10 protein-coding genes are annotated in these 17836 nt (G+C 70.8%); 6 read left to right on the plus strand and 4 right to left on the minus strand.

Annotation, left to right across the window (positions count from 1 at the left end):
* Positions 1–569 precede the first annotated feature (569 nt).
* Entirely contained in the window at positions 570–2294 is a 1725-nt protein-coding gene (locus tag NQZ70_RS21820; protein WP_129575924.1) for a hypothetical protein, read from the plus strand.
* Between the two features lie 255 nt (positions 2295–2549).
* Here NQZ70_RS21820 and NQZ70_RS21825 read toward each other — a convergent pair whose 3' ends face one another.
* The 3 genes from NQZ70_RS21825 to NQZ70_RS21835 form a co-directional block, all read right to left on the minus strand.
* Positions 2550–4001 carry an FAD-dependent oxidoreductase gene (locus tag NQZ70_RS21825; RefSeq protein WP_129575925.1) on the minus strand — a complete coding sequence of 484 codons (1452 nt, stop codon included), beginning with the start codon at positions 3999–4001 and terminating at the stop codon, positions 2550–2552.
* Complete coding sequence (locus tag NQZ70_RS21830) at positions 4001–6130, minus strand: molybdopterin oxidoreductase family protein (protein ID WP_129575926.1); 2130 nt, start codon at positions 6128–6130, stop codon at positions 4001–4003. Before NQZ70_RS21830 ends, NQZ70_RS21825 begins: the two co-directional genes overlap by 1 nt.
* A gap of 205 nt (positions 6131–6335) precedes the next feature.
* Positions 6336–7622 (minus strand): hypothetical protein, encoded by a 1287-nt coding sequence (locus tag NQZ70_RS21835; protein WP_237245502.1) that lies wholly within the window; start codon positions 7620–7622, stop codon positions 6336–6338.
* A gap of 848 nt (positions 7623–8470) precedes the next feature.
* Here NQZ70_RS21835 and NQZ70_RS21840 point away from each other — a divergent pair.
* Together NQZ70_RS21840 and NQZ70_RS21845 are read left to right on the plus strand one after the other, a co-directional pair.
* Positions 8471–9346, plus strand: a complete 876-nt coding sequence (locus tag NQZ70_RS21840; protein ID WP_129575928.1) for a hypothetical protein — start codon at positions 8471–8473, stop codon at positions 9344–9346.
* Positions 9347–9642: 296 nt separating this feature from the next.
* Positions 9643–11145: a hypothetical protein gene (locus tag NQZ70_RS21845; RefSeq protein ID WP_237245503.1), complete on the plus strand. Its 1503-nt coding sequence runs from the start codon at positions 9643–9645 to the stop codon at positions 11143–11145.
* 19 nt (positions 11146–11164) lie between these two features.
* Here NQZ70_RS21845 and NQZ70_RS21850 read toward each other — a convergent pair whose 3' ends face one another.
* Positions 11165–12475 carry a hypothetical protein gene (locus tag NQZ70_RS21850; RefSeq protein WP_129575929.1) on the minus strand — a complete coding sequence of 437 codons (1311 nt, stop codon included), beginning with the start codon at positions 12473–12475 and terminating at the stop codon, positions 11165–11167.
* A 186-nt stretch (positions 12476–12661) separates the two neighbouring features.
* On the opposite strand from NQZ70_RS21850, the gene NQZ70_RS21855 reads away from it, so the two are divergent.
* From NQZ70_RS21855 to NQZ70_RS21865, 3 genes are all read left to right on the plus strand, one after another.
* Positions 12662–13411, plus strand: a complete 750-nt coding sequence (locus NQZ70_RS21855) for an RNA polymerase sigma factor (RefSeq protein WP_129575930.1) — start codon at positions 12662–12664, stop codon at positions 13409–13411.
* Complete coding sequence (locus NQZ70_RS21860; protein WP_129575931.1) at positions 13408–15846, plus strand: serine/threonine-protein kinase; 2439 nt, start codon at positions 13408–13410, stop codon at positions 15844–15846. The genes NQZ70_RS21855 and NQZ70_RS21860 overlap by 4 nt, the downstream gene beginning before the upstream one ends.
* 147 nt (positions 15847–15993) lie before the next feature.
* Entirely contained in the window at positions 15994–17793 is a 1800-nt protein-coding gene (locus NQZ70_RS21865; protein WP_237245504.1) for a glycoside hydrolase family 44 protein, read from the plus strand.
* Positions 17794–17836: the final 43 nt, after the last annotated feature.

Consider the following 17836-nt stretch of genomic DNA (forward strand, 5'->3'; position numbering starts at 1 on the left):
GATAGGCGAAGACGGCAGCGATCGCGTCACGAAGTACCATCGCATCGTACGGACCGCTTCGTGCGAGCAGCGCGAGGATCACCTGAGCTGAGCGCAGCGATTCACCCTTGACATCCTCGAATCGACTTGCCGCCCCTTCCCGCTAAAATCGATGAGAGGACCACCATCCTCCACGGGCTCAACGGCTATGGGAAGTCGATTGTCCTGCCTGGTAGATGGTCGGCTGAATGGTATGTCGCGATGGAATAAGTAACCCGCGCAGCCCGGACGGTCACGGCGCCCTGGCCAGGCGCTTGCGGCCCCGGCAGCGTGGTGTCATCGTCTGACCGCAACGCGACCTCGCCGCGATCATCGAAAGCCAACCTATTGGCGTGGCAGCGATTCCCCGCCCCGGACGTCGCCGCTGCAGCTTTTGGTCGTGATCCTTCTTCATTCTTCGACGGCGAGTGCGCGGAGCTTCGTGGCTCGCGTGGAGCGGGCCTGTAGATAAGAGGGGGGGTAGTTCTATGAGCGAGCGACACAAGGACGCTGTTTCTCAGGCTCCAGCGCGAGGAGGCGATGATCACGCCGTGACCGCCGGCGAGATCCGCCGGGCGCGGACGGACCGCCGCGGCTTCCTTGGCGCGCTGGGCGGCACGGCGCTGGCCAGTTGGGCGGAGGACACGGACGCGCGGCGCGGCGCGGCCTGCGGTGAGCCCGGACCGCACGATGATCCGGAGCCGCAGCGGGGCGAAGAGCGGCGCCACCGCGCGTTCCAGCTGCGCCGCCAGGCCGCCCTCGACGAGCTCCGCCTGGGGCTCTTCCCCAAGTGGACCAACGGGGATGAAGAGCTCTACCCGAACCGCATCGGAAACTACTCCAAGTGCCTGCCCCACAATGACCTGGGCGAGGTGGATCCCGACGCCTACGACGCGATGCTGTGCGCGCTCGCGAGCGGCCGCTTCGAGGACTTCGAGGCCCTTCCGCTGGCGGGCCTGCTGCGGCTGAGCAACCCTCTTGGCGGCCTGACGTACGATCTGATCGGACCGGACGCCGCGGCCGTGCCCATCGAACCGCCGCCGCCTCCCTTCGCCAGCGCCGAGGCGGCCGCTCAGATGGCCGAGCTCTACTGGATGGCGCTCTGCCGCGACGTTCCCTTCACCGACTATTCTACCGATCCCACCGTCGCCGCGGCCATCGACGATCTCAGCCGGTACTCAGGCTACAGGGGACCGAGGCCCCTCACCCCCCAGACGATCTTCCGCATGGACAGCCCCGGAGTGATGGACGGGCCCATGGTCTCGCAGTTCATGCTCCAGCCCATGACGTACGATTCCATCAGGATCGTGCCCCGGTTGCAGGTCCCGTTGCCTGTCACCACCGGCAACGGCATCGACTTCATGACGTCGTATGACGAGTGGCTGGCGGCGCAGCGCGGCTTCCCCCCGGGCACGACCATCGGCTTCCCGCGCATGGACCCGGTCCCCCGCTACGTCCACAACCTGCGCGGCGTCGGCCAGCTCGCCGGCTCGGACATGCACTTCACCCCCTATCTCCGCGCGGCCCTCATCCTCCTCAGCTATGGCGACCAGGCCCTGAGCGATCGCAACCCGTACAAGTCGAGCAGGACGCAGATCGGGTTCGCCAGCTTCGGGCCGTTTCACCTGCTCACGCTGATGGGCTGCTTGACCCGGGCCAGCCATCCTGGCTTTTACGGGAAGTGGTACGTCCACCGCTACCTGCGGCCGGACGCCTTCGGCGGGCGCGTGCACAACCGCCGGCGGGGCGCGGCGGACTACCCCATCCACCCGGACCTCTTGGAGTCCCCGGTGCTCGACCGCATCTATGCCTACAACGAGCTGGTCAATCGGCGGCGTGGGTTGAACGGCGGCAGGGGCTCGTACCTGCTTCCGAGCATGATGCCCATCGGCTCGCCCACGGATCCTTCCCACCCGGGGGGACACGGCTACACGGCAGGCTCCCGAGCTGCCCTCCTGAAGGCCTGGTTCAAGGAGGATTTCGTGCTGCCGAACCCCGTCAAGCCGAGCCGCGACGGCACGGCGCTCGAGCCCTACGTGCCCGGCGTGGACGGGCCGCCGCTCACCATCGCCGGTGAGATCAACAAGCTTGCGCACAACACGTCGCTGGGCAGGGATGTTTACGGCATACACTACAGGAACGACGATGTCGCCGGTCACAAGCTGGGCGAGGAGCTCGCCATCCGCGTCCTCCGGGAGGAGCGCCCTACCTATCCCGAGTCGGTCTTCAGGGGCTTTGTCTTCACCCGTCTCGATGGCACCCTCGTCGAGCTCTGAGGGAGCTCGGGCCTCACGGCAAGTGGCCGTTCATAGCTCATCGATGGACGCGGCGCAGCAGCTCTTCCGTCGCATATAACCCAATCGGCTGGCCGAGCCGCGAGCGCCGGTTTCACGAAAAGAACCACACAGGCACAGAGGGAAGAGAAGAGATAGATATCGATTTTCTTCATCTCTCTTTCTCTTCTCTCTCCTCTGTGCCCTCTGTGCCTCTGTGGCTCAAATTCTCCTCATCATGAGCCCAGGATCTCGCGTCTACCCCGCCGCCACGATGCGGCCCGCGGGCGGCTCCTCCGCGGGCGCGTGCCGGGCCACGATCTGCGCCACCTCGCTGCGGCACGAGCCGCACCCGGTGCCGGCCTTCGTCGCCGCGCACACCGCCTCGAGCGTGCAGGCGCCCCCCTGGATCGCCTCTCGGAGCGCCGACTCGCTGACCTTGTGGCAATTGCAGATCATCCGCTCGCTCTGCGCCGCCGCCCCCGCGCCGCCGCCCGCGCAGAGCACCTCCAGCGGGTCGGCCGGCAGCGGATCGTTGCGGTCGAACAGCTGCACGAGCGCCGCCGAGGCCGCGGTGTTGCCGACGAACATCGCCCCGAGGAGCCGCCCGTCGCGGAGGACGAGCTTCCGGTAGGTGCACTTCCGCGTCTCCACGATCTGCAGCACCTCGTCGCTCTCGAGCTCCGGCTCGACGCTGCCCATCGAGGTGACGTCGACCCCCGCCACCTTCAACCGGCTGTACAGCTTCGACCCCCGGTAGCGCGCCTGCGGGTTCGCGCCCGTCAGGAGATCCGCGAGGACGGCGGCCTGCTCCCAGATCGGCGTCACGATGCCGTAGAGCTTGCCCCGGTGCTCCGCGCACTCCCCGATCGCGTAGACGCCGGGCACCTGGGTGGCCATGGTGTCGTTGACCACGATGCCCTTGTTGATGGGCAGCCCCGAGGCGCGCGCCACGTCGACGCGCGGCCGCACCCCGCACGCCAGGATCACCATGTCCGCCGGCAAGACACTGCCGTCGTCGAGCCGGACCCCTTCCACCACCTCGTCCCCGCAGATCGCCTCGACCGTGCGCCCGGTGCGGACGAAGATCCCACAGCGCTCGATCTGCTGCTCGAGCATGTCGCCGCCCATCTGATCGAGCTGCGCGTTCATGAGGCCCTTGGCGACGTGGATGACGGTCACGTGCAGCCCCATGTCGCTCAGCACCTTGGCGGCCTCCAGGCCGAGCAGCCCGCCGCCGACCACGATGGCGTTGTCTCCCGCCCGCGCGTGGCCGCGCATCCGGAGGCAATCGTCCATGGTCCTGTAGACGAAGACGCCCGGCCGCAGGTCGCCCTCCGCCGTCGTCATCCCCTCGAGCGGCGGGACGAGCGGCCGGCTCCCGGTGGCGATCACCGCGACGTCGTAACGATGGGCCGCGGCGCCCTCCGTCACGACCGTCCTCGCCGCGGTGTCGAGCCGCTCCACGGGCGTCCCGCCGACGAGCTTCACGCCGTTCCGCTCGTACCACGCCGGCGGCTTCGTCACGATGGAGTCGGGCGCCTCGCCCGAGAGCACCTTGCTGAGCAGGACGCGGTTGTACGCCCCGCCCGGCTCCTCGCCGAACACCGTGATGTCGTAGCGGTCCCGGGCGCCGCGCGAGACGAGCTCGTCCAGCAGGCGGCAGGTGGCCATGCCATTGCCAACGACGACAAGGTCCTTCCTTCGCATCAGTTCGACTCCGAGACCCGGCGCGCCCTGACGGCGCACACCTTGAACTCCGGCATCCGGCTGGTCGGGTCCAGCGCCGGCTTGGTGAGGACGTTGGCGGCCTTCTTGCCGCCCCAGTGGAACGGCGCAAACAGCGTGTCGGGCCGGATCTCCGGCGTGACCGAGACCCGGAAGACGACCGATCCTCGGCGGCTCTCGACGAGCAGCCAGTCGCCTTCGACGACGCCGAGCCGCGCCGCCAGCCGGGGGTGGACCTGGACCTTCGGCTCGGGCTTGGCCTCGTCCAGCTTGGAGACCCGGCGCGTCTGAGCGCCCGAGTTGTAATGCTCCTTGTAGCGGCCGGTCGTGAAGTAGAGCGGATACGCGTCGTCGGGGAGCTCGGCGGCCGGCCGGTGGTGGACGGCGTGGAAGCGCGCCCGGCCGTCGGGGTAATAGAAGCGATCGGCGAAGAGGCGCGGCGTCCCCGGGTGCTCGGTCGACGGGCACGGCCAGAAGACGCCTCGCTCGCGTCGTATCCTGTCGTAGGTGATGCCGCTGTAGTCCGCCTTCGCGCCCGCGGTCGCCCGCCGCAGCTCGTCGAACACCTGCTCCGCGCCCTCGTACTGGAAGTGCTTGCCCGCGCCGAGCCGGCGCGCGAGCTCGCAGAAGATCTCGATATCGCTCTTCACCCCCGGGGGCGGCCGGCGCGCCCGCTGCCGCAGGATCACCCGCCCTTCGAGGTTCGTCATCGTGCCGTCCTCCTCCGCGAACTGGGCGACGGGGAGCAGGGCGTGGGCGGAGGCCGCGGTCTCGTTCACGAAGGCGTCGCAGACCACGAGCAGATCGAGCGCGGCGAGCTTGCGCTCGACGTTGAGCGCGTTCGGCGACGCGACCACCACGTTGGAGCCGAACACGAGCAGCGCGCGGATCCCGCCCTGGGGGCCGAGCGCGTCGAGCAGCTCGTAGGCGCTCTTCCCCTTGGACGGCAGCTCCGCCGGGTCGATCCCCCAGACGCGGGCGATGGCCTGCCGGTGCTCCGGGTTCTCGATCAGCCGGTAGCCCGGGAGCTGATCCGCCTTCTGGCCGTGCTCGCGGCCTCCCTGGCCGTTGCCCTGTCCGGTCAGGCAGCCATAGCCGCTGTAGGGTTTGCCGACCTTGCCGAGCGCGAGCATCAGGTTGATGAAGGAGAGGACGGTGTCCGAGCCCTTGGACTGCTGCTCCGGCCCGCGGCCCGAGAGCAGCATGCTGCTCGGCGCCTCGGCCAGCAGCCGCACGGCCCGGAGCTGGTCCTGCGTCGAGACCCCGGTCAGCCGCTCGACGTGCGCCGGGTGGTACGAGAGGACGACGCGCCGGAGCTCGTCGAAGCCCTCGGTGCGCGCGGCGATGTAGGCCGCGTCGACGAGCTTCTCCTCCAGCGCCAGGTAGAGCAGACCGTTGGCGAGCGCGAGGTCGGACCCTGGCGTGGGCTGGAGGTGGAGCGCCGCCGCGCGCGCCGTGTCGGTCCGCCGCGGGTCGACGACGATCAGCGCGCCCCCGCTGTCGCGCTGGGCGTAGACCCATTGCATGATGGGCGGCAGCGTCTCCGCGCAGTTCGCGCCCCACAGGAGGAGCGCCTTTGTCTGAGCGATGTCGGACACCGGGAACGGCAGGCCGCGATCGACGCCGAACGCCTTGTTCTGCCCCGCCGCCGCCGAGGACATGCAGTAGCGGCCGTTGTAATCGACGTTCGGCGATCCGAGGGCCAGGCGGACGAACTTGCCGAGGAGATAGGTCTTCTCGTTCGTGAGGGCGCCGCTGCCGAACGCGGCCAGCGCCGCGGGACCGTGGGCCTCGCGCAGCCGGAGGAGCCGCTCGGCGATGAAATCGAGCGCCGTGTCCCAGCGCGCGGGGAGGAGGCGGCCATCGCGCCCGCGGAGCAGCGGCGACGTCAGCCGCTCGCGATGATCGAGCAGCGCCGCGGAGGTGAACCCCTTGATGCACATCTGCCCGCGGTTGACGGGGAACTCCTCGTCCGGCCGGACCTCGATCGGCCCGGAGAAGGGCGTCAGATCGGTCACGACCATGCCGCACTGGAAGGCGCAGTACGGGCAGTGGGTCCGCGTTGTCTCGGCGGTGACGACCTTGAGGTGGAGGGAGGAGCGCGCGGCCATGGAGGGGCGTGGCCGTCCTCGACGAACACGCAGGACCGGGTATAGCGGTCGCCGTGTTTCCCATGAGTTTCGCCGAAATGTGCGGCGGGTAAATCGGACGCGGAGATCGGGATCGGCCCGATTTGTCCGAGATCGTCACCGCCGGCGGCGCGCAGGAGCTCGCCCGGGTCGCAGGATCGGCCCCGCGCGTGACGCCGACGGCCGCTCAGGGCGCGGGCACGACGGTGATCTCGCCGGTCGTCTGCACCGCGGAGGTGTCCCAGGCGAGCCCCGGGGCGAGCGGCACGTCGATATCCACGGCGGTGAGCGTCCCCGTGAGGCCGCCGCTCCAGCCGAACACTGCGATGACGTCCCCGGCCTGGAACGACACGGACCCGTCGGCCGGGAGCAGCCTCAGCGCCCCGTCGAGGTGGAGGTCCCCGTCAACCTGGAGGAGCGGCAAGGCGCTCGGGCCCGCGACCGTGATGCTCAGGGTAGCGCCTGGCCCTTGGCTGTAGCTGCCGGCAATGATGGTCGATGGGTGAGCTTCCCCGACGGACAGCTCGCCGGCTTGCGTGTTGGCGAGGTCGCCCACGAAGCTGCCGGTCTGGAGGCGCCCACCGGCGAACTCGAAGTTGCCCGTCGCGACCTCGATCGCGCCCGCGATGAGCTCGCCATCCGCGAGGCGCACCGAGGGCCCCAGGTAGGGGTAGGGATCGCCGCCGGCCCAGGGCGCCGTCCGGAGGAGGCCGCCGATGCTCACGAGGGCGCCATTGTCGACCAGGAGCGATGGATACTGGTTGCCGATGGCAGAGACGGTGACGTCGCCGCTGTTGAGCCACGATGCATAGACATCGTTCACCTTGACGAAGCCCCCGCCGAGCTGAGAGCGGATCTCGGTGTCTTCCGTCACGAGGGTCCCGTAGGCCCCGACGGTGAGCGTGCCGTATCCATAGTTCGACCCGACCCGCAGGAGCCCCTGGTTCGTCCACGTGCCGCCCCAGCCGCTCACGCTCGCATGGCTGGTCATGTAGCCGATATCGTCGCCGAGGATGCGTGCATTCACCGTGAAGAGCTGGCCGCGGTAGATGTCCAGCGAGCTATGGCTCCTCACCCCCAGGACGAACTCCCCCGTGCTCACCCACTGCGTCCCGGACCCCGTGATGGCGACGTCACCCCCGCAGCTCATGCAGCCGCCGCTTCCGCCGATATAGACATTGTGCGAGAAGAGGCTCGCGCCTTGCTTGAGCTCGACGTGGCCCTGTCCAGTGTGGCCGATGTAGGTATTCGCCGTGCTCGTCATGGTGGCGTCGTACCCCTCGACGATGAGGCGTCCCTCATGCAGCGAGTATCGAGTGCCCACCACGAGATCGTCGGTGATCGCCGCGGCACCGTTCCGGATGACGACCTGACCCTCCATGTCCCCGCCGATGTTGATCGATCCATCGTTGATCCAGGTCGACCCATACCCGTCGACCCGGACAGCGCCGACCCAGTCGAGCCCTCCTGCCACGGACGCACCGGGGCTGATCAACGTCCCGCCATGGGTTACGTCGACCGTCCCACCTCGCACGACGAGCGGGGTCAGCCCCAGATCCCAAGGATCGGTCGGATTCTGGGGCGATACGTATCCCCAACTGGAAATGGTCACATCTGCGCTGGCTGGTGCTGCCACGCTCACTGACGCAGCGGCGAACAGCGCCGAGAGGGCGCATCGAGCTTGGTAGTTCATGGATCTCCATACCTCCACGACAAGGTTCAGTCCCCATGAGAGCCCACCCATTGCCTTGGTCCTCCCTCGCAGCTCCGGAGCACCGGGCGAGCGTGGTCTCCCATGTTCGCATCCATATTCGGATCGATTCGCAATGGCAAGCCTTTCGTTGGCCAAACGCTCGCCGGGTCGATCTTCCGGCATCGGAGGCGGCCCGGCCCGGATAGTTGAGCTTTCCTCCGCCATCGCAGGCGGCCCGGCCCGGATAGTTGAGCTTTCCTCCGCCATCGCAGGCGGCCCGGCCCGGATAGTTGAGCTTTCCTCCGCCATCGGAGGCGGCCTGGCTCCGATAGTTGAGCTTTCCTCCGCCATCGCAGGCGGCCCGGCCCGGATAGTTGAGCTTTCCTCCGCCATCGGAGGCGACCCGGCCCGGATAGCCGAGCTGCGCGGGCACAGCATCGCGGCGGTCGGCCATCGACCGTCGAAATCTTGCCATGTCCGTTGACCGATCGGGAAGGGTGCTTACCCCTGGCACGAACGTCCGGCGCGCGCCGGACGCTCACAACACGTCCAGCGCAGGGGAGTAGGGAGCACGGCGCCAGTGTCCCTTCGCCGCCCGGCGAAGGACTTCGACGAGAGGTGTTCCCCTCATGGCCAAGCCTTCCTCTCCGGTCAGCAAGAAGAAGCCGGCTCCCAGCGCGCTCGCGGCCCCGCCCCAGGCGGCGGCGGCGTTCGACAGGACCCTCCCCGAGATCGAGTCGCTGAGCCCGGATCGACTCGTCGCCATCAAGATCGACATCCCTCGCGCCGTCTCCAAGGTGCTCGGCGTGCTGCCAGGCCTGCGCGCGCTGCGCCCCGCCATCGCCGCGCAGCTGCAGCAGCACGAGCTCGCGCTGCTCGACCGGCTCGAGACGTACGCGCTCGCCGCCTGGTACGCGCACCTCCTGTGGCTGTCCAGCGGAGGCGCCGAGAACGCGCTGAAGCCGCTGCTCGCGGAGGCGGCCGCGCTGCGCGAGAACCTGCTGGGCGACGCCGAGGCGCTCGCCCGCCGCGGCCTGCTCGACGCCGCGGCCGTCGCCGAGATCCGCGCGGGCCACGGGCACGTCGACACGGCCAACGACCTCGTCGCGCTCTCGGCCCTCCTCGGCGGGCGCTGGTCCGATATCGCCGGCAAGACGGCGGCGACCGAGGAGGAGGTGAAGCGCGCCGGAGAGATCGGGCCGCAGCTCCTCACCGCCCTCGGCGCGCGGGAGCACGGCAAGGGCCCCGGGCCGACCGAGGCCGCGGACAAGCGGGCGCGCGCGTTCGCGCTGCTCGTGCGCGCCTATGACCAGACCCGCCGCGCCGTGACCTACCTGCGCTGGAACGACGGAGACGCCGACACGATCGCGCCGTCGCTCTACAAGGGCCGCGGCGGCCGCGCCGCGTCATCCAACGACCCCGCGACCGAGCCCGCGGACACCGCCGGCGCGGCCGCGCCCACCGAACCGGAGGTGGCGCCCGAGGGCGCGCCGCCGAGCGGCTAGAGCGCCGAACAGGCAGACATCGCGTGAAGGCTTCGGGGCTCATACCCACCGCGCCCCGGGGCAGCGTGCACGTCCATCGACAGGCACGCTGCCGGGCTTGCGCGACTCGATTTCTACCATCCGGTCACATGCGGGCCCGGGTCGCGATGACATGGCGAAATTCATTGCAATGGTGAATCGACTCGCCTATCCATTTCATCGTGGGAGACCACATTCGCAGGGTGCTCCGGCGCTTCGGAGGCATCAGGCGATGGTGCGCTCTCACGCGCGCTGAACTTTCTCGTGGAGGAATCAGAATGATGAACTACCAAGCTCGATGCGCTCTCTCGGCGCTGCTCGTCGCCGCGTCGGCGGGCATGGCGGGACAGGCCCACGCAGACGTGACCATCGCGGGAGGCGTGTCGCCTCAGAACCCATCCGATCCTTGGGACCTGGGGACGAGCCAGCTCGTCGTGGGCTCCGGGACGGTCGAGGTGACCGACGCCGGGACGTTGATCAGCCCCGGCGCCTCCGTGAACGGGGGGCCGGCCGGCTTCGGCACCGTCCTGGTCGAGGGGTATGGCTCGACGTGGATCAACCATGGATCCATGGGGATCGGCAGAGTCAACCTCTCCGAGGGCTGGGTCGTCGTCCGGAGCGGCGCCGAGGTGATCACCGATGATCTCGTGGTGGGCGCGAGGGGCTCGCAGGCTTATGGTCGTCTGTTCGTCGAGGGGTACGACGCCACCCTGACGAGCGGAGGAAACACCTACATCGGCGACCTTGGTCAAGGCTACGTCGAGCTCAAGCAAGGAGGGAGCCTCTTCTCCCATGACGTGTATATCGGCGGAGTCCACGGCTGCTCGATCTGCGGCGGCGAGGTCGTCATCACGGGCTCCGCGACGCAGTGGGTGAGCACGGGGCAGTTCGTCCTCGGCGTGGCGAGCCGCGGCCTCCTGAACATCCACCGCGGCCAGCTCTTCACGGTGGGCGCGAGCATCGACGGCGACGACCTCCGGAACAGCCACGCGACCGTGAGCGGGTGGGGCGGCACGTGGACCAACCAGGGGCTCCTGCGCGTGGGGGCGAACCGCGGATACGGCACGCTGACCGTCGGGGCCTACGGGACCCTCGTGACGGAGGACACCGAGATCCACTCCGAGCTCGGCGGGGGCTTCGTCAAGGCGAACGATGTCTACGCATCGTGGCTCAACAGCGGCGACGTCACCGTCTTTGCCATAGGCAATCAGTCCCCGTCGCTCCTCGTGGACGAGCACGCCTTCGTGAGCATCGGCGGCCTGCTCCGGACCGCGCCGACGGTCGGCGGTTCTCCCTATCCCTACCTGGGGCCCTCCGTGCGCCTCGCAGACGGCGACCTCATCGCGGGCGCGATTGAGGTCGCGGAGGGCGACTTCGAGCTCGCCGGCGGGCGCCTCGAGACCGGCAGCTTCGTGGGCGATCTCGACAACGTCCTGGCCGGCGAGCTCTCCGTCGGAGAGGTCCACCCGTCGACCGTCGTCGCCGGCAGCTACACCCAGGGGCCGGGCGCCGCCCTCCGCGTGACCGTCGCAGGATCGAGCGCCTCGCCGCTCCTCCAGGTGGACGGCGACGTCCACCTCGACGGGGCGCTGGAGGTCCGGCCGGCGGACGGCTCGGTGTCGTTCCAGGCCGGGGACACCCTGGCTCTGCTCGGCTGGAGCGGCGACCTCACAGGGGCGTTCGCCTCGGTGAACATCGACGTGCCGCTCGCCCCAGGGCTCGCCTGGGACACCTCCGCGCTGTACGCGACCGGCGAGATCACCGTCGTGACCGCGCCCTGAGCGCCGCCGGCTCAGGACATCAGTTCCACCGGTAGGCCACGCCGAGCGGCAGAGACGCCGCCACGCCGTCGGCGCCGACGAGGAACAGCGGCGTGGCCTGTAAAAAGAGCGAGCCCGACGGGCTGTCCGTAAGCTTCAGGCCGATCTCGGCGCCCAGGCCCAGCGAAAATCCCAGCGGCACGCTGGCCTCCACCATGTCTCCACCGTATTGGTAGCCGTTCTCATTCCACGAATAGCTCTCCGTGTAGGCCGTCCCGCTCTGCGTCGCCGTGCCGAAGAGCAGCGACGATCCCACCCTGAAGCGATCGCCGAGCGGGTACGACACCGACGGGCCGAGCGCGATGAGCAGGCCCGCGCTCGAGTGGAGGCTGAGGTGGGCGCGAACGCCGAGGTCCAGGCGCTCCGTCGCCTTGTATCCGATGAACCCCGTCGCCCCTGCGAGGAAGCTACCGTCGGAGAGAGAGTAATAGCACTCCCCATATGTGGTGGTGGCGCAAACATCCATCTTGTCTGCGTCCAACCAGAGATAGCCGATGTGCCCGCCTCCCTCGACGACGAGGCCGTCCGATACGCCCGGCGCGGCGGCGCGCACGCTCCTCTCGTCGCGCGCTCCATCGCGCTGCGCGTCGGGCAGCAGCCGCGCCCTGGGCAGCCGCGCCGCCGGCGGTCGCGCCGCGGGCCGCCGCGCCGGCCTCGGCCCGGCCGCCTCCGCCGGCTCCGGCGCCGCTTCCGCCGGCGCGGGCGCCGGCACGGCGACGTCCACGCGCTCCGACTCCTTCAGCGCCACCGTCGTCTCCCAGAAGACCTCCCCCTGGTGCGCCGCGGCCACGACGTGCTCGCCCGGATCCACCGGCAGATCCTTGTCCCACGCGACCGGATCGAGCGCCGCCCCGTCGAGCAGGATCGTCACCTGGTCGGCGCCCGCGTCGCCCGCCGAGGCGCGCACCCGGAGCCACGGCACCCGCGGCGCGAGCGCGTCGAGCCGCGCCCTGGCGAACGCCTCCCGGGCCGCGTCCCCCGCGGTTCGCGCCGTGATCAGCGCCTCCTGGAAGCCGACCCAGGCCGTGGCCACCTGGCCGAGCCGCTCGTGGCAGAAGGCGAGGTTGAGCTTCGTCCCCAGGCTCGGCTCCAGCCGCTGGCTCTCCTCGAGCTTGGGGCAGGCCTCGGCGAAGCGCTGCTCGACCAGGAGCGCGCGGCCCTCTCGAAACAGCTGCTCGGCGGCGCTCTCCTCGGCGACGGCCTGCCGGCCCGAGAGCAGCGCCGCGGCGCCGAGGAGCGCCCCCGAGAGGGGAGCGCAGAGCGTACGACGGAGCGGATGGAGCGGTTTCACGTTGTCCTCGGGAGGCGCAAGCGGTCGGAGGTCTCAGAAGCCGTCGGAGCATCGCTCGGGCCTGCCAGCCCGATCTCCGGGCATGCGGCCGGGACGCCGAGCGCCGTGAAGGTAACCTGGGTGGGCCTGTGATAGCTTCGCCTCATCGATGATCCTATTCCGCGTGGCCCCCGCGTTCCTTTAGACATGCCCGACGATTTCTCGCGTGAGCCCCCGCGAGGCAGGTTTCCGACGACCCGCCGGTCCGCCGTCGTCGCGGTGGGCAGCGACGACCCGGCCGAGCGCGCGCGCTCGTTCGACATCCTGGTGCGCGCCTACTGGAAGCCGGTGTACAAGCACCTCCGCGTCCGCTGGCGCATGGAAGGCGAGCGCGCCGCCGACCTGACGCAGGGCTTCTTCGCGCGCGCGCTCGAGCAGCGCACGTTCTCCGCCTACGACCCGGCGCGGGCGCTGTTCCGCACCTATCTGAAGATGTGCCTCGACCGCTTCGTCATGAAGGAGGCCGAGAGCAGCGGGCGACAGAAGCGCGGCGGACATGCGGTGACGCTGAGCCTTGACTTCCCCTCTGCCGAGCGGGAGATTGAGGCGCTCGCCGTGCCCGCGCCCGACTCGATCGACACGTACTTCGACCGGGAGTGGACGCGTCACCTGGTCGGGATGGCGGTCGACGCCCTCCGCGAGCGCTGCGAGCGGGGCGGCAAGCAGCTCACCTTCCGCGTCTTCGAGCGCTACGTGCTCGACGACGGCCCCGAGGCCCGCCCCACCTATGCCGAGCTCGCCGCGGAGCTCGGGATCAAGGTCACCGACGTGACCAACTACCTCGCGTTCGCGCGGCGCGAGTTCCGCGGCCTGCTCCTCGACAAGCTCCGGGAGATCACCGGCTCCGAGGCCGAGTTCGAGGCCGAGTCCCGCGCCTTGCTCGGGGGCGCCCGGTGACCTTCCTCGACGACGCGGGGGTCGGGCGCCTCGTCTCGCTCGCGGCCGAGCCCGAGGTCGTCGCCGGCAGGTTCGAGGTCGACACGCTGCTCGGGGAGGGCGGCATGGGCGTCGTCTTCGAGGCCTGGGACCGCGAGGAGCGCCGGAGCGTGGCGCTCAAGGTCCTGCGCGACGTCGACGAGGCGACGAGCGCCCGGTTCGACCGGGAGGCCGAGGCGCTCGCCGCGCTCTCCCACCCGGGGATCGTCGGCTACGTCGCCCACGGCAGCACCCCGCTGGGCGAGCGGTACCTCGCCATGGAGCGGCTCGTGGGCGTGACGCTCGCGGAGCGGCTCGCCGCCGGCCCGCTGGGCGTCCGCGACGCGGCCGAGGTCGGGCACGGCGTCGCCTCGGCCCTCGCCGCCGCGCACGAGAAGGGCCTCGTCCACCGCGACATCAAGCCGAGCAACATCTTCCTGCAGGACGGCGCCGTCGATCGGGTCAAGCTCCTCGATTTCGGGCTCGCGCGCGGGCCGAACGCGGCCGCGGTCACGGGCGCCGGGACGCTCGTCGGCACGCCGAGCTACATGGCGCCCGAGCAGGTGCGCGGCGCGGCGACCCCCGACGCGCGCACCGACCTGTTCGCGCTCGGCGCGGTGCTCTTCGAGTGCCTGACCGGCCGGGCGCCGTTCTCGGGCGCGGACACCGAGGCGGTGCTGGTGAAGATCCTCGTCGAGCGGCCCCCCGCGGTCCGGGAGCTCTGCCCGCTCGCCCCGCCGGCGCTCGAGGCGCTCGTCGCGCGGATGCTCGCCAAGGCCCCCGAGGTCCGCCCGGCGAGCGCCGCCGAGGTCGCGGCCGGGCTCGCCGCGCTCCTCGCCGACGAGGGCCTCGGCGCCGTCCCGGCCGCGGCGGCGGGCGACCCGGCGCAGGCCGCCGCGCCGGGGACGCTGCTCGCCGGCAAGTACCGGGTGGTCCGGACGCTGGGCAGCGGCGGGATGGGCGTCGTGCTGCTCGCGCGGCACGAGGCGCTCGAGCGGAACGTGGCGCTCAAGCTCCTGCGCGGCAGGAAGAGCGGCGGGGACGTGGCGCGCTTCCTCCGGGAGGCGCGGGCGGCGTCGCGGCTCGAGAGCGAGCACGTCGCGCGGGTGATGGACGTCGGCACGCTCGACGACGAGACGCCGTTCATCGTGATGGAGTTCCTGAGCGGCAAGGACCTCGGGCAGGTCCTGCACGAGAAGAAGCGGCTGCCGGTCGGCGTGGCGGTGGACTACGTGCTCCAGGCGGGGGAGGCGATCGCCGAGGCGCACGCGCTCGGCATCGTCCACCGGGATCTGAAGCCGTCGAACCTGTTCCTCACCGCGCGGCGCGACGGCTCGCCGCTCGTCAAGGTGCTCGATTTCGGCATCTCGAAGATCTCGCGCGCGAGCGACGGCGCGCACGCGGCGACGCTCCCGCTCGACGTGAGCATCACCGCGCCCGACGCGATCATGGGCTCTCCGCTGTACATGTCGCCGGAGCAACTCGAGAGCACGAAGCGCGTGGACGCCCGCACGGACATCTGGTCGCTCGGCGTGGTCCTGCAGGAGCTCCTCACCGGCCGTCCGCCGTTCGCGGCGGGCAGCTTCATGGCCATGGGCGCGAAGATCGCCGCCGGGGCGCCCGCCGGGCTCCGCGAGGGCTGCCCCGAGGCCCCGGAGGGCCTCGCCGCGGTCGTGCTCCGCTGCCTGGAGAAGGATCCGGCGCGGCGCTTTCAGAGCATGGCCGAGCTCGCGCAGGCGCTCGGGCCGTACGCGCCGGAGGGGTCTCGGCTCTCGGTCGAGCGCATCGCTCGCGTCGCCGGGGCCGGCGCGCCGGCCGCGAACGTGGGCGCGCCGGCCGCGCGCCCGGAGGGCGCCCCCTCGGACCGGGCGATCACGGCGCGCACCTGGGATGCGCCGGCCGCGTCCAGGGGGCGGCGCGGCGCGCTCGTCCTGGTCGCGGGCGCGGCGATCGCGCTGAGCGCCGGGCTGGTGGCCGTGCTGCGCGCTCCGGGCGGCGCGGAGGGCCCGCCCGCGGCGCCTGCCTCCGCCGGCGCGACGGCGCCGTCGACCGACGAGACGCCGAGCCCGAGCCACGCGCTCCAGCGCAGCGCAGCCGCGCCCGCGCCGCCACCGCCGCCTGCGACGACGGCGAGCGCGGCGCCCGCTCCGGAGGCCGAGGCCTCCGCGGGCGCGCCGCCGTCGCGGGGCGCCGGCCTCCCGGACGGCGCCCCGCCGCCGCAGGGCGCGGGGGCCACGGCCGCCGCGCCGCCGCAGGGCCCGCCAGCGCGCCCGCCGTCCAGCGCGCGCGCCCGTCCCGCCGCGCCGCCGGCCAAGGGCAGCCCCCCTGCAGCGCCCGCGATCGAGCGAGCGCGCCCTGCCGCCAAGCCACCTCCCGGCGAGGTCGATCTGATGGACCCGGCGCTGATCCGCCGCTAGCGGGTGATGCGGTAATTGCCGCACGCAGCGCCGCGAACGTGTGAACCGCCGAGACGCCAGGTGTGCCAACCGGACGGGGGCCACCGCTTAATAAATACATCTAACTTAAGCGGTTCGGTAAATGATGGCCGACAGGAGACCGTTGTAATGAAAATTTCTACACTTGGTTCGCTTGCTCGCGAGCGGGTCCTGTTCGCCCTGCTCGCGTCGGCCGCCCTCCTTGCCTGCGGCGACGACGGCGACACGTCCCCGGGGGGCAGCGGCGGCGCCGGCGCCTCCGGCGGCGGCACCGGCGCTGCGAGCGGCGGCACCGGCGCTGCGGGCGGCGGCACCGGCGCTGCGGGCGGCGGCACCGGCGCTGCGGGCGGCGGCCAGGGCGGGTCGGGCGGCCATCTTCCCGCGGACATCGTCGAGCCCGGCGACCCCGGGCAGGGCGATGTCACCTTCACCGTGCGCGTCGATCAGGGAATGCGCCCCATCAGCCCGCTCATCTACGGGGCCAACTGGGCCGAGGACCTGGACGGCGACCAGCGCGGGACGAGCGTCGTGCGCATGGGCGGCAACCGCATGACCGCCTACAACTGGGAGAACAACGCCTCCAACGCCGGCTCGGACTACATGTTCCAGAACGACGCCCACCTCGCCGGCAACAGCCCGAACGGCGATGTCCCCGGCGAGGCGGTGCGCATGCTGGCCGAGGACGCGCTGTCGCACGGCGCCGCCTTCATCGCGACCATCCCGATCTGCGGCTATGTCGCGGCCGACAAGGCGGGCGACGGCGACGTCAACAAGACCCCGAATTACCTCCAGACGCGCTTTCACCCCACGATCGCGCGCAAGGGCGCCCCGTTCTCCGCGGCGCCCAATCTCGGCGATAATGCCGTGTACCAGGACGAGTTCGTCGCCTGGATGAAGCAGGCCTTCCCCGACGCCTTCCAGGGCGAGGTCGCGAAGGTCCTGTTCTCGCTCGACAACGAGCCCGACCTCTGGAATCACACCCACGAGCGCATCCACCCGGAGCCGGTGACCTACGCCGAGCTCGTCGAGAAGAACATCGAGTTCGCCTCCGCGGTCAAGGACGTCGCGCCGAACGCGCTCGTCACCGGCTTCGTCTCGTACGGGTATTCCGGCTACGTCAGCCTGCAGGGCGCGCCGGACGCGGACGGGAACTTCATCGAGCACTATCTCGACGCCATGAAGGCCGCCGAGGCGAGCGCGGGGCACCGCCTCGTCGACGTGCTCGATCTGCACTGGTACACGGAGATCTACGCGAACGGCGAGCGCATCACGGGCGATGATGCCTCGCCCGAGTCCGTGGAGGCCCGCGTCCAGGCGCCGCGCTCGCTCTGGGATCCCACCTTCAAGGAGGACAGCTGGATCGCGAACGACGTGCTGAACGGCCCGATCAAGCTCATCCCGTGGCTCCGCGGCCTCATCGACGCCCATTACCCGGGCACCGAGATCGGCTTCACCGAGTACAATTACGGGGGCGGCAACCACATCTCCGGCGCGATCGCCCAGGCCGACGCGCTCGGCGTCTTCGGCCGCGAGGGCGTGTTCCTCGCGACGATCTGGGATCCCGGCGAGGAGGTCTCGATGCTCCGGGCCGGCGTGCGGGCGTTCACGAGCTACGACGGGAAAGGCGCGCGCTTCGGCGACACGTCCATCCACGCCGAGACGAGCGACGTGGCGAAGGCCACCGTGTACGCGAGCATCGACGAGGCCGACCCGAGCCGCATGGTCCTCGTCGCCATCAACAAGACCGCGGCCCCGCTCACGGCCGCGGTGACCCTCGCCGCCTACGCGAGCTACACGGCCGTCGACGTGTGGCGGCTCACGGCCGCAAAGGCCGATCTCGTGGCTGCGGATGCGGTCACCCCGGGCGCCACGAACGCCTTCACGTACGCCATGCCGGCCCACAGCGTCTCGGTGCTGGTGCCCCGGTAAAGCAGCGGCCGGCCGCTCCGGAGCCCCGCGAGCCTCATGTTCA

The sequence above is a fragment of the Sorangium sp. So ce836 genome, assembly GCF_028553905.1.
Classification (GTDB): Bacteria; Myxococcota_A; Polyangia; order Polyangiales; family Polyangiaceae; genus Sorangium; species Sorangium cellulosum_D.